Genomic DNA, 22,692 nt, shown 5'->3' with positions numbered 1-22,692 from the left:
CACGAAAAAGGGCGGCACCGATGGCACCGCCCTTCTTGGTTGGAGCGCTCGTAAGCCTTAAGCAGCTGCGAGCTGCAGTTCTTTCTGAACGTTGCTGCGAAGCGTACCGAGGTCCTTGGCGAAGGCACGGATGCCTTCGGCGAGCTTTTCGGTCGCCATCGCGTCTTCGTTCATCATCCAGCGGAAGATCTTTTCGTCGACGGTGATCTTCGGGGCAGGCTTCGTCACATCAGGCGACAGCTTGCGCTCGAGCTTGCCCTGATCGTTGGAGAGTTCGTCGAGCAGGTTCGGCGCAATCGTCAGGCGATCGCAACCGGCCAAGGCTTCGATTTCGCCGGCGCTGCGGAACGAGGCACCCATGACGATCGTCTTGATGTCGTTGGCCTTGTAGTAGTTGTAGATGTCGCGGACGGAGATGACGCCCGGATCTTCCTCAGGCGTGAATTCCTTGCCAGTCGACTTCTTGTACCAGTCGAGGATGCGGCCAACGAACGGCGAAATCAGGAACACCTTGGCGTCCGCGCAGGCAACCGCCTGGGCCTTGGAGAACAGGAGCGTCAGGTTGCAGTCGATGCCTTCCTTCTGCAGGATTTCGGCGGCGCGAATGCCCTCCCAGGTCGAAGCCAGCTTGATGAGGATGCGGTCACGCTCGATGCCGCGTTCCTTGTAGGCAGCGATGATCGAACGGGCCTTGGCAAGCGACGCTTCGGTATCGAAGGAAAGGTCCGCATCGACTTCGGTTGACACGCGGCCCGGAACGAGCTTCACGAGCGCAGCACCGACGGAGATCGCCAGGCGATCGGCAACGGCGGCGGAAACGGCCTCCGGATTGCCGCCCTGCTTCTTGCCCCAGGCAACAGCTTCCTTGACGGTATCTGCGAACATCGGCGTACCGAGTGCCTTCAGCACGATGCTTGGGTTCGTCGTGCAATCGACGGGCTTCAGACGGGCAACAGCCTCGATGTCACCGGTATCGGCAACGACCGTGGTAATCTCGCGGAGGTGGTCAAGCTTGGATGTCATGGTTACTGGTCCTTTTGACTTGAGCTGCGCGCCGATGCGAACTTCGCCCGGCAAATAATCTACGAATGGGCAGTCTGCGAGCCGCCTGTGTAAGCAGCGGTCGCGTCATCCCCGCGAAACGGCGTCACGCCTCGGCCGCCAAGTGCCGATGGGACGTCCCGCTTACCTGCACATTACCTCCTCGGTCGCACGGATGCGACTTCTTGGCGGCGACTATCACTATTCCCCGCCAGATATGTCAAGGACATTTGTGCATTTCAATTGACATAAGTGTCACACCCGTCATTATCGGCGGAACAACGAACCTGTCCTGGCTTGATGATAGATCTAGGGCGCAATTCGCTCCGGAGGAGATGTGGTCAAGCTCAAACGTGGCACGCATACGGCTTATTCCGAAGCATCCTCCCTTAGGTTGCGTGCGGCTTGGCTCTATTACAATCAGGGACTGACGCAGAAGGATGTCGCCGAACAGCTCGGCATCAGCCGCACGACCGTGATCCGCCTGCTCGACGAGGCGATGAAGCGCAGCGAAGTGCAGATTTGGATCAACGACTCGATCGGCGATTGCGTCGAACTTTCGGTAAAACTCGAGCGCGCCTATGGCCTCGACGAAGCGATCGTCGTGCCGGCGCCGGCGCAGCCTGACGCCAACTCGTTGGCAAAAAGCGTTGGCCTTGCGTTGGGACAGTTCCTCTCCGAGGCCATTCCAGACGACTACACAATCGGCGTCGGCTGGGGCCGAACCATGACGGCTTCGCTCTCAAGCTTCCGGCCGCCCCGCCGCGACAATTGCAAGGTCGTCTCCCTCCTCGGAGGTGTCGTCGCCGTCCACCAGACGAACCCGATCGACTACACCTGGCGCCTCGCGAGCCAGCTCGGCGCCGAATGCTATATGTTCCTTGCCCCGCTTCTGGTGGATTCGACGGAAACGAAGCGGAACCTCATCGAGAAATGTGGCCTGGACACGATCTATCGGCTGGCGGAAACGCTGGATCTCGCGATCGTCAGCTGTGGCGACATCGGCCCGCACTCTACCTCCCTGTCGGAAGGGTGGATCTCGAAGGCCGAGCTGCAGCAGCTGATCGACGCCGGCTGCGTCTGCGACACGATGTTCAACTTCCTCGACAAGGACGGCAACACGATCGATCACTCGATCAACAGCCGCGTCATGTCCGTGGATCTCGACACATTGAAGAGGGCCAAGCACATCGTGCTGTCATCCGGCGGCGCGCATCGCGCGGTCGCAATCCGTGCCACCATCAAGCGGATCGGCTGTAACACGCTGATCACGGACGAGGGTGCCGCCAAGGCTCTGCTGGGCCTGGCAGAGGCGGCTTAGCGGCGTTTAGCCAGCATCCGCTATCGCAGCTGGCACAGATGCGACAGTTGCGATTGCGCCCAGTTGCGCCCGAAATCCTGGGTATCCGGCAGTGCCGATAAAAGACTTCCGATCTCGCCATCGATTTCTAGATGGGTGTCCGTGATCCTGCATGCACCCACATCAAGGGCGACGGTGGCAACAACCTTGCCTTCCACCGGCGCCATCTGGAAGAGCGAATTGTCGCCAGTTTCGCAGGTCAATAGCGCCGTCGCCCTGATGGATGCGAGACTGTCCCCCGTAGAACAGACATCTGCAGACACAACCTTGAAGCTGCTGGTTCGATTGGGTCCCACGGGAAGCTGTTCGCATAACTGCGCGGTCGATATCGCGCGCGCCACCTCCGGCCATTCCGGGCTACTCATCGCCGATTTGCAGCCCGCCCAGGCCGGAACCAGCGACATCGCAAGCAGGCCAACGGCAATGCCGACGACCTTGCATGGCTTTTCTCCAGGGTTCATTTCCGCCTCCTCGAGTCCCAGCCATGGAATCAAGCAGGTGATTCCTGAGTTTTTGATGGCAGGACTCCCGAGGGAGGAAGCGTATCCACAGGTTGGATCGATGCGTCGCCGCGATCAGGCGTGCGCCGCCTCCCAGCCGAGCATGGCCCGCTTGCGCGTCAGGCCCCAATGGTACCCCGTCAACGCCCCGCTTTTGCCGAGCGCGCGATGGCAGGGAACCACGAAGGAAATCGGATTGGCGCCGACCGCCGCACCAACCGCGCGCATCGCTGTCGGTCGGCCGATATCGTGGGCGATGTCGCTGTAGGTGACAGCCTTGCCGAAGGGGATCTTCAGCAGGCTTTCCCACACCTGCACCTGGAAATCGGTGCCGATCAGCACGACACGCAGCGGCTGGTCCGATGTCCAGCGGCCCGGCTCGAAGATCCGCGTTGCGTAAGGTGCCGTCGCTTCGATATCCTCGACATAGGTCGCATTCGGCCAGCGGCATGTCATATCATCGAGACACGCGGCCTCGTCACCGTAATTGCTGAAAGCAAGCCCCGCGAGGCCACGGTCCGTCGCCATCACAAGCGCAACCCCAAAGGGTGAAGGATGGAAGCCGTAGCGGATCGTCAACCCACCGCCTTTGGCCTTCCATTCGCCGGGCGACATCGCCTCATGCGTGACGAAGAGATCGTGCAGGCGGCTGGGACCGGACAGCCCGACCTCGATCGAGGTCTCCAGAAGGGGCATAGCTTCCTCGCGTAGAAGCCGCTTCGCGTGGTCGAGCGTGACTGCCTGCAGGAAAGCCTTCGGAGACAGGCCGGCCCACCGCGTAAACGTCTTCTGCAACTGCGTCGGCGACTGATTGAGCCGCGCTGCGATCGTCTCCAACGACGGCTGATCGCGATAGTCCTCGGTGATGAGTTCGATCACCTGGCGCACGGTCTCGTAATCAGAGCCATCAGGCGTGATGTCTTTGTTCAGCTTGGCTACCATATTCATGATCTTTCTCCTTGTACCAAGGAGATAGTCAAGTGACCTCTCGCAAGCCACCCGATTCTTGCGTGCCGGTCAAATCCGTTGCTTGACGGTGGCAAGCGCCCCCTTGAAGGCCTTAGCGAAGCTCTCGCGATCATCGGGATTGAGGAAGGAGCCGATATCCGTGCCCCTTCCTTCGCCGGAAATATACATGGAAAGAATGCCTATCTCCTGATGTCTGCGAACGAAGAAGCGCGTCCAGAAGGGATTGAAGTGATGCTCGATCATCCGACCGGAGGGCGCGAACTTGCGGACGGAAATATCCGTACGCGACACGGTCACTTCCTCCCGCGCGCGGCCAGACCGATAGTTCAGCCAGAAGGCGCCGTAGAGGAGCAGAAAATCAAGCCCGAAGAAGAAGCCGATCGGCCAGGCGCCCGTCACGACGAAGAACATGCCATACAGGCCGCACACTGCGCCGGTCAAAAGCAGCAACACCTTGAAACCCTTGCGGCCAAGCGACCGGTAAGGAAAAAGCTCGGCGGCAAAAACAGGTTGTTCGTCGGCTTTATCGGCGTTGCTTTCCATCATGGCTGGCAAGTATAGGTTTTCCATGCCAACTCCGAAACTCAAATCCGCCGTCACATCGTCGCAGAACTCAAAAGTGATCGTTCGCCAGAAGAAGCCGGCAACGGTCCGTTCTGCCTATTCCGAAACCGAGCGCGAGGAGATATTCCGTCGCTTCTCCATCCAGCGGCCGGAGCCGAAAGGCGAACTGGAACACACGAACCCGTTCACGCTCGTCGTCGCTGTAGCCCTCTCCGCCCAGGCGACGGATGCCGGCGTCAACAAGGCGACACGCGCACTCTTCAGGGTTGCCGACACGCCCGAAAAGATGCTGGCACTCGGCGAGGAGCGGGTGCGCGACTACATCAAGACGATCGGCCTCTACCGCAACAAGGCGAAGAACGTCATCGCTCTCTCACAGATGCTGGTCGAGAAATTCGGCGGCGCTGTGCCGCAAACGCGTGACGAGCTGGTGATGCTCCCCGGTGTCGGCCGCAAGACCGCCAATGTCGTGCTCTCCATGGCTTTCGATCAGGCGACGATGGCGGTGGACACACACATTTTCCGCATCGCCAACCGAATCAAGCTGGCGCCGGGAAAGACGCCCGACGAGGTCGAGGAGCGGCTGATGAAGGTGGTACCGAAGCACTATCTCTATCATGCCCACCACTGGCTGATCCTGCATGGCCGCTATACCTGCAAGGCACGCAAGCCGGAATGCGAGCGCTGCGTCATCGCCGATATCTGCAAGTCGCCGGAAAAGAGCTGCGACGTGCCGGCGCCGCTGGTCGAGCTACCGCGCCAAGTGGTTGGAGAGGCCGTCGAGTAAGTCTGCGGCAGATCGCGGCGCTACCGATTTGGCCCTACCCGCGAAAGCCCGCGTCCCCGCGCGAAACCAGCTTGTGCAGGTGCACCATCAATCCAGCGGCGAAAAGCGGCGTCAGCAGATTGACGATCGGGATGGCAAGGAAGCCCGCAATAACAAGCCCCGCAAGGAACACCGTCGCCGCATGTTTGGCCCGAAACGATCGTGCCTCCTGCGGCGAACGAAACCGCATTGCAGCAAACTCGAAGAATTCGCGGCCGAGCAGGTAGCCGTTGACGAGGAAGAACGCGATTATGTTGACGCCCGGCACGAACAGCAGAAAAAGCGCCACGATGTTGCCGAGGATAACCACGCCAAGAAGCTTGATCGAGCTTGTGAGCGCCGGACCGAGCGGCATCGCCGTTCCAGACTGATCCGAGGGATAATCCCGTCTTTCAATCACCTCGGCCACATCGTCGAGAAACAGGCCGGCAACCAATGCCGTCACCGGTGACAGCAAAAGCGCCAGGCCAAGTGCAAGGCCGAGGCTGGCTGCGATCGCAAACACGAAGCCGAGCCACCCTGCCCAGTCCGGCATGGCGGGAAAGAAACTGGCAATCCACGGGAAGACGTACGATATGAACGCACTGCGCAGCGCCAGCCAAAGCCCGACGAGCAACAGGAGGGTCAATCCCAGGACCTTCCAGAACACTGACCGCGTCTCTGGCGCGAAAAGATTGATGAGAGATAGGCGGGCCGCCTGAAAGATCATTCCGAGGTCTCCGGTTGCAACAACCATGTAGGAATCCGAACTTTGAACGGCAAGGCTGAAACAAACTCGGATGACTAGCCCAAAACTTGTCGGAAAATCTATGTTACTATATAGTAATTTATCAACTATGATTGCTTGATCCTGAAACGCAGCTTCCGGAATAGTTGCAAACGACAAGCGTTGGCCATGCGTATCCGAGAAATGCTTTCGGGAAGATCGGGACGGGCCAACGTGGAAGATTTTGTTCAGAAGCTCCGCCAGTATGCCAAGTCCGGCACGCCGGCCGAACGACGAATCGCGAAATATTTCTCCGAGCATCTGAACGACCTGCCGTTCGAAACAGCCGCGTCGGTTGCCGATCGGCTGGATCTGAGCCCCATGACGGTGGGCCGCTTTCTACGCGCGCTCGGCTATCAGGGGCTCGACAGCGTCAAGGTCCATATCCGCGAAACAACCACCATTTCGCCAATGCAGATGCAGGCATCGCTCACCCAGCTGCAGGCCGACGCTTCCGCCGGCAAGCCGCTCGCGGTACTGGTCTCCGAGCAGATCCAGGCGCTGCACCATATCTACCATTTGACGGGCCAGCCCCTCTGGAATGAAGCCGTGTCGATGATATCATCCGCTCATGAGGTTCTTGTCGCCTCGCATGCTCATCTTTCCGGCTTCGCGTCCCACTTTGCTCAGCGATTGACCCATGCGCGCGACGGCGTCCACGCGCTTGATGGAACGGGCAGCCGCTTCGCCGAACTCTTCGCACGGCTCGATGGCAATGACGCCTTGCTGATCGTGATCGACAGCCGGCGCTTTGGCAAAGCCCGGCTGCTGGCCCGGACGGCACGGCGCTATGGATACAAGGTTATCTTGATTACAGCACAAGGCACCAACTGGATTCCGGATCAGGCCAATATCGTACTCGCCCTTCCGCCTGCCCGATCCGATGACGAAGACAACCTGCCGCCGCTGATGGTCCTCCTCGACTGTCTGTCGGAAGACGTTGTCACTGCGGCCGGCGAAGAAGCAGGCGCCCGCACCCGTCGCATGGCTGAATTCGGCAGCATGCTTGGAGACGGCGGAAACCGGTAGAGTCTTCCAGGATTAGGCGCCTACTCCATCGCTTCCAGTTCCGCGCGGTGGCGATACATGGCAAGCAGCCGGCGATAATCCCGGTCATAAAATGCCTGCTTGGCTGTATCCGGCAATCGCTCTTCGCCACCGGAGTACATGGCCGCCCCTGCTTCTGCGAGATCTCGATAGAGACCGCACGCCACGGAAGCGGCCATCGCCGTACCGAGGAGCACCGCCTCGTTCATCTTCGGCACAACGACCCTGCAGCCGGTTGCATCGGAATAGAGCTCCATCAGCACCGGATTTTTCACATGGCCGCCTGCGACATGCAGGGTGTCAGGCACATAGCCATATTCCTTCATCCGCTCGAGGATGTGACGGATCCCGAGCGCGATCGCGACTGCTGCGCGCCAATAGAGCGCGCAGAGTCCGTCGAACGACGTGTCGAGCGTCAGGCCGCTGATGCTGCCGACGGCATGCGGATCGGCGAGTGGCGAGCGGTTGCCGTGAAAATCCGGCAGTATAAAGATGCGGGCACCGAACTCGTCGCCCTCCTCGGCGCGAAGCTGCGCAATACGCTCGACGATCTTCTGATGCAGCGTAGCCGTTGGCTCGCCACCGGCTGCGTGCATCCGCACGATATGATCGAGCAGCGCGCCCGTTGCCGATTGCCCCGCCTCGACAAGCCAGGATTCAGGAAAGACGGCTTCGTAATACGGCCCCCACATGCCGTGGCTCGGTTTGCGCTCGCGCGAGAACGAAACGATGCAGCTCGAGGTGCCGGCGATCAGCGCCAATTGGCGTTCCAGCCTGCGAGCATCCTGCGCCTCGCCGCCAAGCGCACCCAGCGCCCCGGCATAGGCGTCGATCATGCCTGAGGAAACATGGCACGCCGTCGTCAGCCCGAGCGCCGAGGCGACCTCTTGCGTCAGCGTCCCGACACTCTTGCCGACCGGCACCGTTTCCTCCGGCAGCCGTCCGCGATCCAGTAGGTCATCGAGCCCAATCCGCTCGAGAAAATCCTTCCGCCACCCTTTGTCGAGATGTGCGAGATAATTCCACTTGGCCGTCAGCGTGCAGCGCGAGCGGGCGAGCGCGCCAGTTGCTTTCCAGGTCATGAAATCGGCGAGGTCGAACAGATAGCCGGTGTTCATCCAGGTGCCGGGCAGCTTCTTCTTCAGCCACATCAGCTTCGGCATTTCCATTTCCGGCGACATGAAGTGCCCGGAGTGCTCCAGCACGGGATGTTCCGTCGCCGTGCAGAAATCGGCTTCCTTCAGCGCCCGGTGATCGAGCCAGACGATCGTATCGAAACGGCGCTCTCCGCCGGTGGAAACACTGATCTGGTTGCCGTCGACATCGCGCACGACGAGCGAACAGGTAGCATCGAAACCGATCGCGCCCACCGATGCTGGCGCCGCGCCTGATTGCTCCATCGCCTTGCGAACGGCAATGCAGACCGCCGACCAGATGTCTTCGGAGTCATGCTCGGCGTGGTTTTCACGCGGCCTGTTCATGATGATCGGGTGTTCGGCCTTGCCCAGCAATGCGCCGCGAGCGTCGAAGACGCCGGCGCGCGCACTGCCCGTGCCGATATCAACCGCAACCACATGCTGAGGCATTAAAGGTGCATCCCGTCCTGCTTATGTTTGCGGACAAGGTGTATTAAATCCGGCATGGCGTCAAACACGGCTTCGGGAGAAAGTCGGTCAAGTTCAGCGCGATAGCCGGAAAAATTGGCGTGTGATCCGCCCGTGAAGGCAAACACCCTCATGCCCGCTGCCTTCGCCGCCTCGATCCCGGCGGGGCTGTCCTCCACGACCACGCAATTGGCGGGCTCTACGTTCATTTCGTGCGCCGCATGCAGGAAGAGATCGGGCGCGGGCTTGCCATGCTTGACCATGGTTGCGCTGAAGATATCAGGCAGCCGGTCGATCAGGCCGGTGACCGTCAGCGACAGGCGGATACGCTCGACTTGGCTGGAAGAGGCGACGCAACAGGGAATGCCGAGGGTGTCGATCGTCTCGGCGATCCCGGCCATCGGCTTCAGCTCCCTGCGAAACCGGGCGTAGAGATCGGTGCGGATTTGCTCAAGAAATTCCTGACCCGGGTGGACGTTGTATTCGGTCTTCATCGTCTCGATGACAGTCGCGAGACTTCGCCCGAGGAAACGGCCATAGACCTCTTCCTCGGTAATCGGGACATCGAGATCGTTCATCGCCTTCACGAGAACGCTCACCGATATCGGTTCGCTATCGACGAGCACGCCGTCGCAATCAAAGATGACGAGCCGTGTTTCAGCCTCAGCCATGGCAGACCCAATCGCAGTTGGTGCAGGAAGATGCATCCGCCGGATAAGGCGGAAGCCGGCGGCAGGAATGCCGCCAGTGATCCTTACACAGCAAGCTTGTTATCAAGATAAAGCTGCAGGGTTTCACGCGTGCCCTTTTCCCACAGGGTTTTCAATGCGTGGGCAAAGCGCTTTCGGAACAGCTCGGATTTTGACACCTCGCCAAAGGTGTCGTCGAAAACGAGGAACGCCATCGGATCGTCCTTGGCCTTCAGTGCGGCCGCATGCAGCCGATCGGCGCTGGCGTCGTTGAAGACGATGTCCTTGCCGCTGTCCGTCTTGCCGGCAAAATAGCGGCACCACAGAGCAGAAACCAGCGCGAGCCCGACCACGTCCCGCCCCTGGTTCAGATTGTCGAGCGTAGAGGGCAGGATGAATTTCGGCTGTCGGTTCGATCCGTCCTGTGCCAGGCGCGGGATGGTGTCGGCAATCTTCGGATTGAGAAGCCGATGCTCGATCAGCGCGAAATAGTCCGTCAGCGAGGTATCCGGGACCGGCGGAACGATCGGGATGATCTCATCCTTCTCAAGTTTGGCGAGGAAGGCACGGATCAACGGATCCTCCATCGAGTCGTGCACGAAATGGATATCCATCAGCGCTGCCGGATAGGCGATCGCCGCATGTCCCCCGTTCAGAATGCGGATCTTCATGTGCTCGTAGGGCGTTACATCGGGCACGAAGGTGACGCCGACCTTCTCAAGCGCCGGCCGCCCCGCCGTAAACTTGTCTTCCAGCACCCACTGCTTGAACTCTTCGCAATAGACGGGCCAGTTGTCCTCGATGCCGAAGGCGTCCTTCAACAAGTCGATTTCGCGCTGACCCGTTGCCGGCGTGATGCGGTCCACCATGGCATTCGGGAAGGCGACGTTCGCCTTGATCCAGTCGGCAAAGGCAGGATCGGAGAGACGCGCCGTGCCAACGACGGCATTCGACGTGACGACGCCGTTGTGGGGAATGTTGTCGCAGGACATGACGGTGAAAGGCACGATGCCCTTCTCCTTACGCGCCTTGAGACCGGCGACGACAAGGCCAAAGACGGTCTTCGGCTCGGCAGGATTCTGGCCGTCCGCAGCGATCGCCGGATGACCGGGATTGAATTTGCCCGAGGCGTCGATGAAGTAGCCGCCCTCGGTAATCGTCATCGAAACGATGCGGATCGCTGGATCCGCAAGCTTGGCGATAATCGCCTTGGCGTCACCGACCGGCAGGATGTCGATCATCGGCGCCGTAACGCGCGCAGCAGTCTTGTTGTTGTCCTGCTCGACGACCGTCGTCAGGAAATCCTGGGCGGCGAGCTTCTCGCGCATTGCGGCGTCGGAAGGGAGAATACCCGCGCCGATGATCGCCCAGTCATGATCCTGACCCAGATTGAACAGGTCGTCCAGATAGATCGCCTGGTGGGCGCGGTGGAAATTGCCCACGCCGAAGTGCACGATGCCCGCCTTCAACGACGCCCGCTCGTAGGTCGGTACGGCGGCCGTTTTTGCCACCTCGGAAAGCGTTGCCAACGATAGTTTGCACGTCATGTTTCAGTCCTCTTGAAGGTCTTCGGGATCGGCTAAGATCCCGGCATCGGTACGCCGGGCGCTTTGTCCGGCGTGCGCTCTCGTCCCCAACCCGGCAGCAATGCTCTCAGATGGTGAGACCACCCTCGTTGAATTTGTGGATCCGCGTCTTGTCGGGAGTCAGATAGACGACATCGCCGGCCTTTGCCGGGAAATCGCCGCCGCCACGCGCGGTGACATGACCAATACCCTCGACATCCACGTGCAGGAAGGTGTCCGCGCCGAGATGTTCGGCGACCATGACCTTGCCCTTCCAGTCGCCGCTTTCGGTCGACAACAGCACATGTTCCGGCCGCACGCCGATCGTGTGCGCTCCGAATTGCGCGGCATACTGGCTTTTGACGAAGTTCATCTTCGGCGAGCCGATAAAGCCCGCGACGAAGAGGTTTCGCGGCTTGTGGTAGAGTTCAAGCGGTGAGCCGACCTGTTCGATATTTCCACGGTTCAGCACGACGATCTTGTCGGCCATGGTCATGGCTTCCACCTGGTCGTGGGTGACGTAGATCATCGTGGTCTTCAGCTGCTGATGAAGTTCGCTGATCTCCAGGCGCATGTTGACGCGAAGGGCGGCATCCAGGTTCGAAAGCGGTTCGTCGAACAGAAACGCCGATGGCTGGCGTACAATCGCGCGGCCGATGGCGACGCGCTGGCGCTGGCCGCCCGAGAGCTGGCGCGGCTTGCGCTCAAGATAGTCGGTGAGGTTGAGGACGCGTGCGGCGTCTGCGACCTTTCTGTCAATCTCGGCCTTGTCGACGTTGGCCATCTTCAGCGGAAAGGCGATGTTGTTGCGCACGCTCATGTGCGGATAGAGCGCATAGGACTGAAACACCATCGCAAGGCCGCGCTCTGACGGGGCTTTCTCGGTTGCATCCTTTCCGTCGATCACGATCTTGCCATCCGACACGTCCTCGAGGCCCGCAATCAGCCTGAGCAGAGTGGACTTGCCACAGCCCGAAGGCCCGACGAAGACGACGAACTCGCCGTCCTTGATGTCGAGGTCGATCGACGGGATGACCTTGGCTTCGCCGAAGACCTTCGAGACTTTTTGAAGGGTAATGCTGCCCATGTTTCTCTCCGTAGTGTCTTATTTCACCGCGCCGAAGGTCAGGCCGCGGACGAGTTGTTTCTGCGAGAACCAGCCGAGGATCAGGATCGGGGCGATCGCCATGGTCGATGCTGCCGAAAGCTTGGCATAAAACAGGCCTTCGGGGCTGGAATAGGAAGCGATGAACGCCGTCAGTGGCGCTGCTTTCGAGGCAGTGAGGTTCAGAGTCCAGAAGGCTTCGTTCCAGGCAAGGATGATGTTGAGAAGCAGCGTCGATGCAATGCCCGGCACCGCCATCGGCGTAAGCACGTAGATGATCTCCTTGAAGAGCGAAGCACCATCCATGCGGGCCGCCTCAAGTATCTCGCCGGGGATTTCCTTGAAGTAGGTGTAGAGCATCCACACTATGATCGGCAGGTTGATCAAAGTGAGAATGATCACCAGACCGCTGCGGCTGTCGAGCAAGCCAAAATTTCTGAACATCAGGTAGATCGGGATGAGCGCCCCGACCGGCGGCATCATCTTCGTCGACAGCATCCACATCAAGACGTCCTTCGTCCGCTTGGTCGGCGAAAACGCCATCGCCCAGGCGGCCGGGATCGCGATGATCAGTCCGATCAGCGTCGAACCGAAGGAAATGATCACCGAGTTCATGAAGTGACTGAGGTAGTTCGAGCGGCTCTGCACTTCCGCGTAGCTCTCGGTCGTCCAGTGGAAGAACAGGAACTGCGGCGGCGAGGCGATGGCATCCGCTTCCGTCTTGAAGCTCGTCAGGAACGTCCAGAGGATCGGGAAGAAGATCAGGATGCCGAGCGCCCAGGCGACCGCCGTCATGACCATTTTGCGTCGAGTTGAGACCTTTCTAGCCATCTTAAGCCTCCAGATTCTTGCCAACAAGGCGCACGAGGAAGATAGCAACGATATTGGCAAGGATAACCGCGACGATACCACCCGCCGAGGCGCCGCCGATATCGAATTGCAGCAATGCCTGCGAATAGACGAGGAAGGTAAGGTTGGTGCTTTGCGTGCCAGGCCCGCCGTTCGTCGTCACCAGGATTTCGGCAAAGACGGAGAGCAGGAAGATCGTCTGGATCAGAATCACAACCGTGATGGCGCGGGCCATGTGCGGCAGGATGATGTAGAAGAATTTCGAGATCGCGCCGGCGCCGTCCATTTCGGCAGCTTCCTGCTGTTCTTCGTCCAGTGACTGAAGGGCGGTGAGCATGATCAGCGTCGCGAAAGGCAGCCACTGCCACGCGACGATCAGAATGATCGAGAAGAGCGGCGCGTTGGCAAGCCAGTCAAAGGGTTGCAATCCAAGCGCCTTGGCGAGATGTGCGAAGAGCCCGTTGACCGGGTTCATGAACATGTTCTTCCACACCAGAGCCGCAACCGTCGGCATCACGAAGAAGGGTGCGATCACCAGGATGCGAACGATCCCCTGCCCGTAGATATCCTGGTTCAGGAGCAGCGCAAACGCGATGCCGCCCACGACAGTGATCAGGAGCACGCCGAGCACCAGCAGCAACGTGTTGATCAAGGCGGCGATAAAGGCCGGGTCGGTCAGAAAATATTTGTAGTTCAGGAAACCGACGAAGGTTTCCATGCCCGGGCTGAGCAGATTGTAATTCAGCAATGAGAAATAGATCGTCATCACGAGCGGGACGATCATCCACAGGAAGAGAAGCACAACGGACGGTGCGATCATCATTCGCGCTGCGGAGCGGGTGTGTAACGTTGCCATGGCGATGACCGATCCTCTTCAAAAGGGCAGACGGCTGCAGGGCAGCTAAGAAAAAAGGGGCGCCGACGCAATTTGGGCATTCGGCGACCCAGATGGGCGGGGTCTCAACTCCCCCGCCTTCTCAGGAGGTTTTACCTATTTGATATAACCAGCCTTGGTCATTTCGCGGGTCGTCAGCTGCTGCGCACTCTGCAGTGCCTGGTCGACAGAAACCTGTCCTGCAAGAGCTGCGGAGAACTGCTGTCCGACGGCCGTGCCGATGCCCTGGAATTCAGGAATGGCGACAAACTGGACGCCGACATAAGGGACCGGCTTGACGGTCGGCTTTGTCGGGTCAGCCGCGTTGATGCTGTCGAGCGTCATCTTCGCGAAAGGCGCCGCCTTCTGGTAATCCGCGTTCGCATAGAGCGAGGAGCGGGTACCGGGAGGTGCATTCAGCCAGCCTTCCTTCTCGGCGACCAGGTTGGTGTAATCCTTGCTGGTTGCCCAGGCGACGAACTTCTCGGCCGCTTCGACCTTCTGCGAGCCTGCCGGGATGGCGAGGTTCCAGGCCCAGAGCCAGTTGCCGCGCTTGCCAAGGCCCTTGTCCGGAGCCAGAGCGAAGCCGACCTTGTCAGCCACGGTCGATTCCTTCGGGTTGCTGACGAAGGACGCAGCAACGGTCGCGTCGATCCACATGCCGCACTTGCCGGTCTGGAACAGCGCCAGGTTTTCGTTGAAGCCGTTCGACGAAGCACCGGGAGGTCCGGCGTCCTTCATCAGGTTGACGTAGAAGTTCAGCGTGTCCTTCCACTCCGGCTGATCGAACTGCGGCTTCCACTGCTCGTCGAACCAGCGGGCGCCGAAGGAGTTCGACATAGCCGTCAGGAAGGCCATGTTTTCGCCCCAGCCAGCCTTGCCGCGCAGGCAGATGCCGTAGATTTCCTTGTCCTTGTTGGTGATCTTCTTCGCGGCATCCGCGATGAAATCCCAGGTCGGCGCGTCAGGCATCTTCAGGCCGGCGGCGTCGAACAGGTCCTTGCGGTACATGACCATCGAGCTTTCGCCGTAGAACGGCGCTGCGTAGAGCTTGCCGTCGGTGGTCAGGCCGCTGCGGATTGCCGGCAGCAGGTCGTCGGTATCGTAGTTGGCGCCGAGATTGTCGAGTGGCAGCAGCCAACCCTGCTTTGCCCAGATCGGAACTTCATAGGTACCGATCGTCAGAACGTCGTACTGACCGCCCTTGGTTGCGATGTCGGTCGTAACCTTTTGGCGCAGGACGTTTTCTTCGAGCGTTACCCACTCGAGTTCAATACCGGGGTTCTTTGCTTTGAAGTCATCCGTCAGCTTCTGCATCCGGATCATGTCGCCGTTGTTCACGGTCGCGATGGTCAACGTTTCGGCCGAAGCCATGCCGGCAAACGCCAGTGCTGAGCAGGCGCCCAGCAGGAGAGTTCTCAATGTCATATCTTCCTCCCAGAAGATGAGTGCGAGCATTCGCTTTGCTCATGAGCAATTACTCACCCGCAGGCAAAGAATGTCAATCACCATTCGTTGCTGCATCAGCGAACAATGGTGTTATCTAGCTGATTTTAAAGAAATAAATATTTGCTCATGCCTTGAGCAAATACTCGGCAGTATCCTCATCGGTGATCAGCGCGTTGATCTGATGGCCTATTACAGCAGCCTTGATCGCCTTGAACTTGCGCTTTCCCTTGCCGATTCCGATGACCGTCGACGACTCGCGTGAGGGAATCGAGGCCGAGGCTACCCGCTCGTTGATCGGGTTGTCGAGAAGCTTGCCCTCGCTGTCGAACACCCAGCCGCAGATCTCGCCGACGGCACCGTTGCGCATCAGCTCCATCATCTCGTCTTTCTCGAGAAATCCGTCGACGCAAAGCGGGCCGTCGATGCCGAGCTCGCCGATGCCGACGAACGTCACGTCCGCCTGCGCGCTGATCTCGAGTGTCGAGCGAACGAGCTGCTGGCCATGCAGGGTTTCCCGTTCCGCCGCCGACGTCACGAGAACCGGCAGCGGCATCGGGAAATGCCGCGCCTTCACCGCGTCGGCCATGCTGAAGATGACGTTGTAGTAGGCCGCCGAACCATCGGGCGCGATGTTGCCGGTCAGCGATACGATGCGATGGTTGGGACATTCGATGGCGGGCAGTTGATCGACCGCCGCCTTCAACGTTCTCCCTGTGCCGACCGCCAGCACGATCGGATCCGGCCGCTTCAGCCAGCGCTCGATCTCCGCTGCGGCGGCCTCCGCGATGCCGACCGTCGCCGAACTGGAACCGGGATCGCTCGGGACGACCTCGACATGCTTCAGGTTGAACTTCTTGCGCACCGCATTGGCGAGTTCGAGGCAGGCAGCGATCGGATGGTCAAGCCGCACCTTGATCAGCCGTTCGGCGACCGCGAGCGACACCAGCCGTTGGGCCGACTGCCGGGAAATCCCCATGGAGGAAGCAATCTCATCCTGCGTTCGCCCCGCCACGTAGTAGAGCCATCCCGCACGCGCCGCATCATCCAGCCGTCCCGAAGTCTCGGATTTTCGTACCATCAAGTCTCTACCATGCTGAAAGGGGCGGCCACCGCCGACGGGAAGATGTACATCGCGCCAAATCAAACCAGAATTCGGGCAAATGTCGAGTGCATTGAGAAATTGCACAGCCTATTTTGGCTTGGAGCTGGAGCCGGGTGCCATCTGCTTGTCATCTTTGTCGATCAAGCCTTGCTTGACCGAAGGTTGAACTGCGAGCTAACTGGCACCGAGGAAAAAACTGTGCGAATTCTGCTGGTTGAAGATGACAGGATGATTGGTGGAGCAGTGCGGGATCACGTCGCCGCTGCCAATCATGCCGTTGACTGGGTGCAAAATCTCGCCGATGCCGACGCCGCCGCTCGACCTGTCGATTACGGGCTGATCCTTCTCGATCTTCAGCTCCCGGATGGCAGCGGCGTCGAGTTTCTGCGCCGTCTTCGCGAAAGGGGCCTGAAAACGCCCGTCATCATATTAACCGCGCGCGATCAGATCTCGGATCGTATCGACGGACTGAACGCCGGCGCCGATGACTATCTCGTGAAGCCCTTCAATCTGGACGAGCTGGAAGCGCGCATCATGGCCGTCGCGCGCCGCTACGACGCCAATCCGCATCCGGTGATCCGCATTTCCGATATCGAGATCAACCGGCCACTGCATCAGCTCTCCGTGGCCGGCGAGCCGATCATCCTGACGAGCCGCGAGTGGGCGGTGCTCGACCTCCTGACGGCGCGCCCGGGCGCGATCGTTCCAAAGGACCGGATCGAGGAAGCGCTCTATGCATTCGGCTCCGAAATCGAAAGCAATACGGTCGAGGTATATGTGAGCCGCCTGCGCAAGAAAATCGGCAAGGACCGTATCCGCACGGCACGCGGCATCGGCTACACACTCGGATGAAAATGAAACGTGAACGCAGCATCACCGGCCCGTTGATCCTTGCCCTGACGACCGTATTGGTTGTCTCCTGGCTTGCAGCGATCGGCCTGAGTTTCCGCGTGATGCAGCATGAATTCGATGAAATTTTCGACGCTGCCCAGCAGGAGACGACCGAGCGCCTGCTGGCGCTTATCCTAGCCGAGCTGAACCAGGGCACAGATCGCGATCCACGCAACATGGCGATGTTCGACGCTGCCGCCAGACGCGAGTATTTGACCTATCAAGTGCGCAACGCCAGCGGCAAGGTCGTGTTGCATTCGAATGACGCTCCAGCCGAGCCGTTCGACGCGCCGCTGAGCACCGGCTTTCACGATACACCAACGGCCCGGATCTACACCGAAATGGCGGCCGACGGCTCGCTGTTCCTGCAGGTGGCCGACCGGTTCAAGAACCGGAACGAAGCCGCGCGCGAAAGCGCCGTGACGCTGCTTATCCCCCTGGCAGCACTGATTCCCGCCAGCATCTTTGCGATCTGGTTCGTCGTCGGGCGGGCGCTGCGGCCGATTGAGGCGCTCCGGCGAGACATCGGGACGAAGGACAGCGGCAACATGGTTGAGGTCGATGGCCAGAACCTGCCGGTCGAGCTTAGGCCAATCGCTCGATCGGTCAACCTCCTCCTCGGGCGCCTGCGAGCGGCCCTCGAAGCGGAGCGCGAATTCACCGCCAACAGTGCGCATGAGCTGAGAACGCCGATTGCCGGTGCGCTGGCACAGACCCAACGGCTTGCGGAAGAATTGCCGCCCGGCCCAACGCAGGATCGCGTACAGCAGGTCGAAGCCTCATTGGTCAATCTCAGCCGGTTGGCGGAAAAGCTTCTGCAACTGTCACGCGCCGAGGCGGGTATCGGCGGGAGCGCGAGCCCGATCGACCTGCGTCCTGTCCTCGACATGGTCGTCACCGACTTCCAGCGCGACAGCCGTACGAACGGCAGGCTCAAGTATTCTGCTGCGCCCGATGCAAAGCTCGTCCGCAACGCCGACATGGATGCCTTCGGCATCGTCACGCGAAACCTGATCGAGAATGCCCTGATCCATGGCGATCCCGACCTGCCGGTCAATGTCAGTCTCGAAAGTGGCGGCATCATCCGTGTCGTCAACGGCGGGCCACCGATCCGCGAGGCCGAGATGGCGGGCCTGAAGAAGCGCTTCCGCCGCGGCAAGACGACAGCATCCGGTTCGGGGCTCGGGCTCGCCATCGCCGACCGTATCGTCTCCCAGATGGGCGGTACATTGGAATTGCGCTCCCCGCCAGCTGGCGAGAAAGCCGGCTTCGAAGCCAAGATGACCCTGCCTGCCTGACCCGGATTTGGCTTGCAAAACCCGCGGAAGGGTGCGAGCAGACGCAGAGGCCATCCAACCAGCAGAACCCTAATGATCATCTCTTTCGACATCGGCGGCTCCGCCATCAAGGGCGGAGTGGCGCACTCCGAAGCCGACATCACGCCGCTCGGCCGGCGTCCCACCCCCAAGGACGATTTTGCCGCATTCGTCGACACGCTGCGTGCCATCATCGCGGAAACCGGCGAGCAACCGACACGCCTGGCCTTCTCGATCGCCGGCGTCGTCGATCCGGATACGCAGCGGCTGACCTGCGCCAATATTCCCTGTATCCACGGCCGCAACCTCGCCGCTGATCTCGAGGCCGAACTTGGCCTGCCCGTCCTGATTGCAAATGACGCGGATTGTTTCGCTATGGCGGAAGCCGATCTCGGCGCCGGGCGCGGCCACCGCATCGTTCTGGGCGCCATTCTCGGAACCGGCGTCGGCGGTGGCGTCGTCGCAGATGGCCGGCTGATCAATGCCGCGGGCGGCTTTGCTGGCGAATGGGGTCATGGCCCGGCGCTGGCATCTCATGCCGGCAATCCGCCGGTTGCCATTCCGGCCTTTCCCTGCGGCTGCGGCCAGACGGGCTGCGTCGATACGGTCGGCGGCGCCCGCGGCCTCGAGCGGCTGCACAAAACGCTGCATGAAATCGACCTGTCCAGCCAGGAGATCATCGATGATTGGCTGAAGGCTGAGACCAAGGCGGCTCGCACCATCGATGTCTTCGTCGACCTCGTCGCCTCGCCACTCGCCCTGACGGTGAATATCACGGGTGCCACCATCGTGCCCGTCGGCGGCGGTCTTTCGAATGTCGAAGAGCTGCTTGCGGAGCTGGACAAGGCTGTCCGCCAGCGCATCCTGCGCAAATTCGATCGCCCGCTCGTGGTCCGCAGCGAATGCCGCGTCGAGCCGGGCCTGATCGGCGCCGCACTGCTCGGCTTGAAAGCGGAAGCCGCGGAAACCACGGTCTGACTAACGAAAATGGCGCGGTTCTCACCGCGCCATCGTCTTTCCCGTCATTCGGCCGCCAGGGCCGGCGGGTGCATTTCCTCCGCCTCTTCAGGTGCGTTGCCGTTTGCGACACCGTCCTTGGCCGCAGCTGCTTTCGGCTCCTTGCCGAAGAAGAGGGCGTAAGCGGCGGGCAGCACCAGGATTGTCAGCACCGTCGCGACAAGGATGCCGCCCATCATCGCATAGGCGAGCGGACCCCAGAAAACGCCGCGCGAGATCGGGATCAGCGCCAGGACAGCCGTCAGCGCCGTCAGCATGATCGGGCGGAACCGCCGCACGGCAGCACCGACGATCGCTTCCTGCCTGTTCATCCCCGCCTTGATGTCCTGGTCGATCTGGTCGACGAGGATAATCGAGTTGCGGATGATGATGCCGAGCAGCGCGATGACGCCGAGGATGGCGACAAAGCCGAACGGAGCGCCCGATATCAGCAGGGCCGCAGCCGCACCGATGATCCCGAGCGGACCGGTCGCCAGCACCAGCATCGCCTTGCCGAAGTGCTGCAGCTGCGCCATCAGCAAGAGGACGATGACGACGAGCATGATCGGTGCTTTGGCCGCGATCGAGGCCTGGCTTTCGGCGGAATCTTCCGCGCCACCCTGGATCTCGATCTTGTAACCGGCCGGCAGGCTGTCTCGTAGCGGCTGCATGTCGGCATACATCTTCATAACTACGTCGTTCGACTGGACGCCATCCGGCAATGTTGCACGAACGCTGATCGTCGGCAGACGGTTGCGCCGCCATTCGATCCCCTGCTCCAGAACGGGCACCACCTTGGCAACCTGGGAAACTGGGACGAAGCCGCCGAAGTCCGTCGGCACGTAGACCGAGTTGACGGCCGACAACAGCGAGCGATTGGTTTCCGGCTCACGGGCGACGATCGACACCGTCTCCTCGCCGTCACGGAAATCATCGAGCGGGGCGCCGGAGACAGCCGTTTGCAGCATCTGGCGAACACGCTGCGACGTAACGCCAAGCGCACGGGCACGGTCCTGATCGATCACCAGCTTCATCGCCGGCACCGGCTCCAGCCAGTCGTCGTGGATCGCACCGAGTTGCGGATTGGCTTCAAACTTCGCCTTCACCTCGTCGGCGATTTTGCGGACTTCCTGACGATCCGGTCCCATGATGCGCATCTGCACCGGCCAGCCCGTCGGCGGGCCAAGGAACAGACGATCGACCTTGCCTCTGATATCAGGGAAGTCTTCCGCAAGGATGGTCCGCAGCTTGACAATCAACCGCTCGCGCGCCGGCTCGTCGTTTGCCATGACGAGAAGCTGCGCGAAGTTCGGATTGCGGAGCTGCTGGTCGAGCGGCAGGAAGAAGCGCGGGGCGCCCTCGCCGATGTAGGTGGCGACGAACTTCTTGTCCTTGTCATCCATGATCTTGGCTTCGAGCGCTTTTGCCTGCGTCTCGACTTCCTTGATGCTGGTGCCCTCTGGCAGCCAGAGATCAACAAGGATTTCCGGGCGCGAAGATTGCGGGAAGAAGTTCTGCGGGATGAACTGGAACGCCCAAAGGCTGGTCGCAAAGGTCACCAGCGTCATGGCAATGACGATAATGCGATGGCGCACCGCCCAGCTGACCGTCGCTCTCAGGCGATGATAAAACCGCGTGTCGAAGGCATCGTGATGCTCGCCCGCATGGTGGCGCTGCTTCAGGATCATGTAGCCGAGCCATGGCGTGAAATAGACCGCCACGAACCATGAGACAACCAGCGCAATGCCGACCACGTAGAACAGCGTACGCACATATTCGCCGGCGGTCGACGCCGCAAAGCCGACCGGGATGAAGCCCGCGGTGGTAATCAGCGTGCCGGTCAGCATCGGGAAGGCGGTCGAGGAGTAGGCAAAACTGGCCGCTTCGATCTTTACAAGGCCTTCCTCTAGCTTTCGCTCCATCAGCTCGACGACGATCATGGCATCGTCCACGAGTAGGCCGAGCGCGATGATGAGTGCGCCGAGCGAAATGCGCTGCAGATCGATGCCGAACTCGTACATGATGGCGAAGGTCGCTGCCAGCACGAGCGGGATGGCGATGGCGATAACGAGACCCGAGCGCCAGCCGATCGACAGGAAGGAGACGATCAGCACGATGATCAGGGCCTCGCCAAGCGCATGCATGAACTCGCTGATCGCATCGGTGACGACGTCGGGCTGGTTGGAGATCTGGTCGACGGCGACACCGTAGGGCAGTGATCCCGCGAACCGCTCGTAGGTCGATTCGACATCCTTGCCGACATCGGTGACCTTGAAGCCCTTGGCCATGACGACGCCGACCTGGACGCTTTCATGCCCGTTGAAGCGATACTTGCGCTGATAGGGATCCTCGAGGCCCGAATAGACGGTAGCTATATCGCCAAGACGCGTGACCTGATTGCCGGCCTTTAGCCGCAGTTCGCGGATGTCCTCGGCCTTCGTTACGTCGCCTTCGACGGAAATCCGCACCGAACGTATGCCGGTGTCGACGGAGCCGGCCGGATCGACGCTGTTCTGTCCCTTGATCGCGTTCTGCAGGTCGAGCACGGTCAGTCCGCGTTCGGCCAGAGCCTTCGAGGATACGTCGATGTAGATCTTCTCTGGCTGATCGCCGATGATGACAGCCTTCTCAACGCCCGGCGTCGTCAGAAGCATGTCACGCGCCTGGATGGCGAATTTCTTCAGCTCCGGATAGCTGTAACCTTCGCCGCTGATCGAATGCAGCGTGATGTAGGTATCGCCGAACTCATCGTTGAAATAGGGTCCAAGCAGCCCTTCGGGCAACTCGCTGGAAATGTCGCCGACCTTCTTGCGCACCTGGTAGAAGGCGTCAGCGACCTGCTGGCTGTTGGTATCGCCCTTCACCTGCAGGGTGATGATGGCGCTGCCGGCCCGCGTGTAGGATTTCACCCAATCGATATGCGGCGTTTCCTGGAGCTTGCGCTCGATCTTGTTGACGACCTGGTCTTCCATCTCCTGGATGGAGGCGCCCGGCCAGATGGCCTGCACGACCATGACGCGAAAGGTGAAGTCCGGGTCTTCCTTCTGGCCCATGCGCATCAAGCCAAGGACGCCGGTGATCAGGATCAGGCCGAACAGGAAGCGTGCAATGCTCGGATGGCCGATCGCCCAGCGTGACAGGTTGAAGGGGCGCTTTTCGGCGTTGGAGTTGTCCATGGT

The 22,692-nt window shown here is 60.5% G+C and carries 20 protein-coding genes; 6 read left to right on the top strand and 14 right to left on the bottom strand.

What is annotated here, in order from left to right:
• Positions 1–57: 57 nt before the first annotated feature.
• Positions 58–1,023, bottom strand: coding sequence for a transaldolase (gene tal / locus AC1DE4_RS14410; RefSeq protein WP_018856492.1), 966 nt, complete (start codon positions 1,021–1,023; stop codon positions 58–60).
• A 355-nt stretch (positions 1,024–1,378) separates the two neighbouring features.
• Between tal and AC1DE4_RS14405 the strand changes: the two genes are divergently transcribed.
• Positions 1,379–2,362, top strand: a complete 984-nt coding sequence (locus AC1DE4_RS14405; RefSeq protein ID WP_025658858.1) for a sugar-binding transcriptional regulator — start codon at positions 1,379–1,381, stop codon at positions 2,360–2,362.
• 20 nt (positions 2,363–2,382) lie between these two features.
• Here the strand turns inward: AC1DE4_RS14405 and AC1DE4_RS14400 are convergent, their stop codons facing one another.
• From AC1DE4_RS14400 to AC1DE4_RS14390, 3 genes are all read right to left on the bottom strand, one after another.
• Complete coding sequence (locus AC1DE4_RS14400) at positions 2,383–2,862, bottom strand: hypothetical protein (protein ID WP_062374324.1); 480 nt, start codon at positions 2,860–2,862, stop codon at positions 2,383–2,385.
• A 114-nt stretch (positions 2,863–2,976) separates the two neighbouring features.
• Positions 2,977–3,849: a methylated-DNA--[protein]-cysteine S-methyltransferase gene (locus tag AC1DE4_RS14395; RefSeq protein WP_062374322.1), complete on the bottom strand. Its 873-nt coding sequence runs from the start codon at positions 3,847–3,849 to the stop codon at positions 2,977–2,979.
• Between the two features lie 69 nt (positions 3,850–3,918).
• Positions 3,919–4,416: a DUF2244 domain-containing protein gene (locus AC1DE4_RS14390; protein WP_112646056.1), complete on the bottom strand. Its 498-nt coding sequence runs from the start codon at positions 4,414–4,416 to the stop codon at positions 3,919–3,921.
• A gap of 22 nt (positions 4,417–4,438) precedes the next feature.
• On the opposite strand from AC1DE4_RS14390, the gene nth reads away from it, so the two are divergent.
• Positions 4,439–5,221 carry an endonuclease III gene (nth, locus tag AC1DE4_RS14385; RefSeq protein ID WP_018856487.1) on the top strand — a complete coding sequence of 261 codons (783 nt, stop codon included), beginning with the start codon at positions 4,439–4,441 and terminating at the stop codon, positions 5,219–5,221.
• Between the two features lie 34 nt (positions 5,222–5,255).
• Here nth and AC1DE4_RS14380 read toward each other — a convergent pair whose 3' ends face one another.
• Positions 5,256–5,969: a sulfate transporter family protein gene (locus AC1DE4_RS14380; RefSeq protein WP_192241499.1), complete on the bottom strand. Its 714-nt coding sequence runs from the start codon at positions 5,967–5,969 to the stop codon at positions 5,256–5,258.
• A 231-nt stretch (positions 5,970–6,200) separates the two neighbouring features.
• On the opposite strand from AC1DE4_RS14380, the gene AC1DE4_RS14375 reads away from it, so the two are divergent.
• Positions 6,201–7,055, top strand: a complete 855-nt coding sequence (locus AC1DE4_RS14375) for a MurR/RpiR family transcriptional regulator (protein WP_025658852.1) — start codon at positions 6,201–6,203, stop codon at positions 7,053–7,055.
• Between the two features lie 20 nt (positions 7,056–7,075).
• Here the strand turns inward: AC1DE4_RS14375 and AC1DE4_RS14370 are convergent, their stop codons facing one another.
• The 8 genes from AC1DE4_RS14370 to AC1DE4_RS14335 form a co-directional block, all read right to left on the bottom strand.
• Positions 7,076–8,659, bottom strand: a complete 1,584-nt coding sequence (locus AC1DE4_RS14370; RefSeq protein ID WP_192241484.1) for an FGGY-family carbohydrate kinase — start codon at positions 8,657–8,659, stop codon at positions 7,076–7,078.
• Positions 8,659–9,348 (bottom strand): HAD family hydrolase, encoded by a 690-nt coding sequence (locus AC1DE4_RS14365; protein WP_018856483.1) that lies wholly within the window; start codon positions 9,346–9,348, stop codon positions 8,659–8,661. Before AC1DE4_RS14365 ends, AC1DE4_RS14370 begins: the two co-directional genes overlap by 1 nt.
• Before the next feature lie 83 nt (positions 9,349–9,431).
• Positions 9,432–10,913, bottom strand: a complete 1,482-nt coding sequence (locus AC1DE4_RS14360; RefSeq protein ID WP_192241485.1) for a mannitol dehydrogenase family protein — start codon at positions 10,911–10,913, stop codon at positions 9,432–9,434.
• Between the two features lie 106 nt (positions 10,914–11,019).
• Entirely contained in the window at positions 11,020–12,018 is a 999-nt protein-coding gene (locus AC1DE4_RS14355) for an ABC transporter ATP-binding protein (RefSeq protein ID WP_018856481.1), read from the bottom strand.
• An 18-nt stretch (positions 12,019–12,036) separates the two neighbouring features.
• Positions 12,037–12,867: a carbohydrate ABC transporter permease gene (locus tag AC1DE4_RS14350; protein ID WP_026371704.1), complete on the bottom strand. Its 831-nt coding sequence runs from the start codon at positions 12,865–12,867 to the stop codon at positions 12,037–12,039.
• 1 nt (position 12,868) lies between these two features.
• Entirely contained in the window at positions 12,869–13,741 is an 873-nt protein-coding gene (locus AC1DE4_RS14345) for a carbohydrate ABC transporter permease (protein WP_025658847.1), read from the bottom strand.
• Between the two features lie 135 nt (positions 13,742–13,876).
• Entirely contained in the window at positions 13,877–15,187 is a 1,311-nt protein-coding gene (locus AC1DE4_RS14340; protein WP_026371702.1) for an ABC transporter substrate-binding protein, read from the bottom strand.
• Positions 15,188–15,332: 145 nt separating this feature from the next.
• Entirely contained in the window at positions 15,333–16,286 is a 954-nt protein-coding gene (locus AC1DE4_RS14335; protein ID WP_025658845.1) for a sugar-binding transcriptional regulator, read from the bottom strand.
• Between the two features lie 222 nt (positions 16,287–16,508).
• On the opposite strand from AC1DE4_RS14335, the gene AC1DE4_RS14330 reads away from it, so the two are divergent.
• The 3 genes from AC1DE4_RS14330 to AC1DE4_RS14320 all read left to right on the top strand — a co-directional run bounded on the left by AC1DE4_RS14330 (position 16,509) and on the right by AC1DE4_RS14320 (position 19,495).
• Entirely contained in the window at positions 16,509–17,162 is a 654-nt protein-coding gene (locus AC1DE4_RS14330; RefSeq protein WP_025658844.1) for a response regulator, read from the top strand.
• Between the two features lie 2 nt (positions 17,163–17,164).
• Positions 17,165–18,499 carry a sensor histidine kinase gene (locus AC1DE4_RS14325; RefSeq protein ID WP_192241486.1) on the top strand — a complete coding sequence of 445 codons (1,335 nt, stop codon included), beginning with the start codon at positions 17,165–17,167 and terminating at the stop codon, positions 18,497–18,499.
• Positions 18,500–18,571: 72 nt separating this feature from the next.
• Positions 18,572–19,495, top strand: a complete 924-nt coding sequence (locus AC1DE4_RS14320) for an ROK family protein (protein WP_169682948.1) — start codon at positions 18,572–18,574, stop codon at positions 19,493–19,495.
• Between the two features lie 44 nt (positions 19,496–19,539).
• Here the strand turns inward: AC1DE4_RS14320 and AC1DE4_RS14315 are convergent, their stop codons facing one another.
• Positions 19,540–22,689: an efflux RND transporter permease subunit gene (locus AC1DE4_RS14315; RefSeq protein WP_169682966.1), complete on the bottom strand. Its 3,150-nt coding sequence runs from the start codon at positions 22,687–22,689 to the stop codon at positions 19,540–19,542.
• Positions 22,690–22,692: the final 3 nt, after the last annotated feature.

It is taken from the genome of Rhizobium sp. 10N414 (assembly GCF_056394785.1).
Note: the sequence above shows the minus strand (reverse complement) of the source record. Positions and strands in the feature narration are given on the sequence as shown.

Excerpts from the sequence above, each read along its gene's own strand:
- tal (WP_018856492.1), bottom strand. The coding sequence starts at position 1,023 with ATGACATCCAAGCTTGACCACCTCCGCGAGATTACCACGGTCGTTGCC.
- AC1DE4_RS14335 (WP_025658845.1), bottom strand. The coding sequence starts at position 16,286 with ATGGTACGAAAATCCGAGACTTCGGGACGGCTGGATGATGCGGCGCGT.
- AC1DE4_RS14400 (WP_062374324.1), bottom strand. The coding sequence starts at position 2,862 with ATGAACCCTGGAGAAAAGCCATGCAAGGTCGTCGGCATTGCCGTTGGC.
- AC1DE4_RS14320 (WP_169682948.1), top strand. The coding sequence starts at position 18,572 with ATGATCATCTCTTTCGACATCGGCGGCTCCGCCATCAAGGGCGGAGTG.
- AC1DE4_RS14340 (WP_026371702.1), bottom strand. The coding sequence starts at position 15,187 with ATGACATTGAGAACTCTCCTGCTGGGCGCCTGCTCAGCACTGGCGTTT.
- AC1DE4_RS14350 (WP_026371704.1), bottom strand. The coding sequence starts at position 12,867 with ATGGCTAGAAAGGTCTCAACTCGACGCAAAATGGTCATGACGGCGGTC.
- AC1DE4_RS14345 (WP_025658847.1), bottom strand. The coding sequence starts at position 13,741 with ATGGCAACGTTACACACCCGCTCCGCAGCGCGAATGATGATCGCACCG.
- AC1DE4_RS14355 (WP_018856481.1), bottom strand. The coding sequence starts at position 12,018 with ATGGGCAGCATTACCCTTCAAAAAGTCTCGAAGGTCTTCGGCGAAGCC.
- AC1DE4_RS14370 (WP_192241484.1), bottom strand. The coding sequence starts at position 8,659 with ATGCCTCAGCATGTGGTTGCGGTTGATATCGGCACGGGCAGTGCGCGC.
- nth (WP_018856487.1), top strand. The coding sequence starts at position 4,439 with ATGCCAACTCCGAAACTCAAATCCGCCGTCACATCGTCGCAGAACTCA.
- AC1DE4_RS14325 (WP_192241486.1), top strand. The coding sequence starts at position 17,165 with ATGAAACGTGAACGCAGCATCACCGGCCCGTTGATCCTTGCCCTGACG.
- AC1DE4_RS14315 (WP_169682966.1), bottom strand. The coding sequence starts at position 22,689 with ATGGACAACTCCAACGCCGAAAAGCGCCCCTTCAACCTGTCACGCTGG.
- AC1DE4_RS14365 (WP_018856483.1), bottom strand. The coding sequence starts at position 9,348 with ATGGCTGAGGCTGAAACACGGCTCGTCATCTTTGATTGCGACGGCGTG.
- AC1DE4_RS14360 (WP_192241485.1), bottom strand. The coding sequence starts at position 10,913 with ATGACGTGCAAACTATCGTTGGCAACGCTTTCCGAGGTGGCAAAAACG.
- AC1DE4_RS14390 (WP_112646056.1), bottom strand. The coding sequence starts at position 4,416 with ATGATGGAAAGCAACGCCGATAAAGCCGACGAACAACCTGTTTTTGCC.
- AC1DE4_RS14380 (WP_192241499.1), bottom strand. The coding sequence starts at position 5,969 with ATGATCTTTCAGGCGGCCCGCCTATCTCTCATCAATCTTTTCGCGCCA.
- AC1DE4_RS14395 (WP_062374322.1), bottom strand. The coding sequence starts at position 3,849 with ATGAATATGGTAGCCAAGCTGAACAAAGACATCACGCCTGATGGCTCT.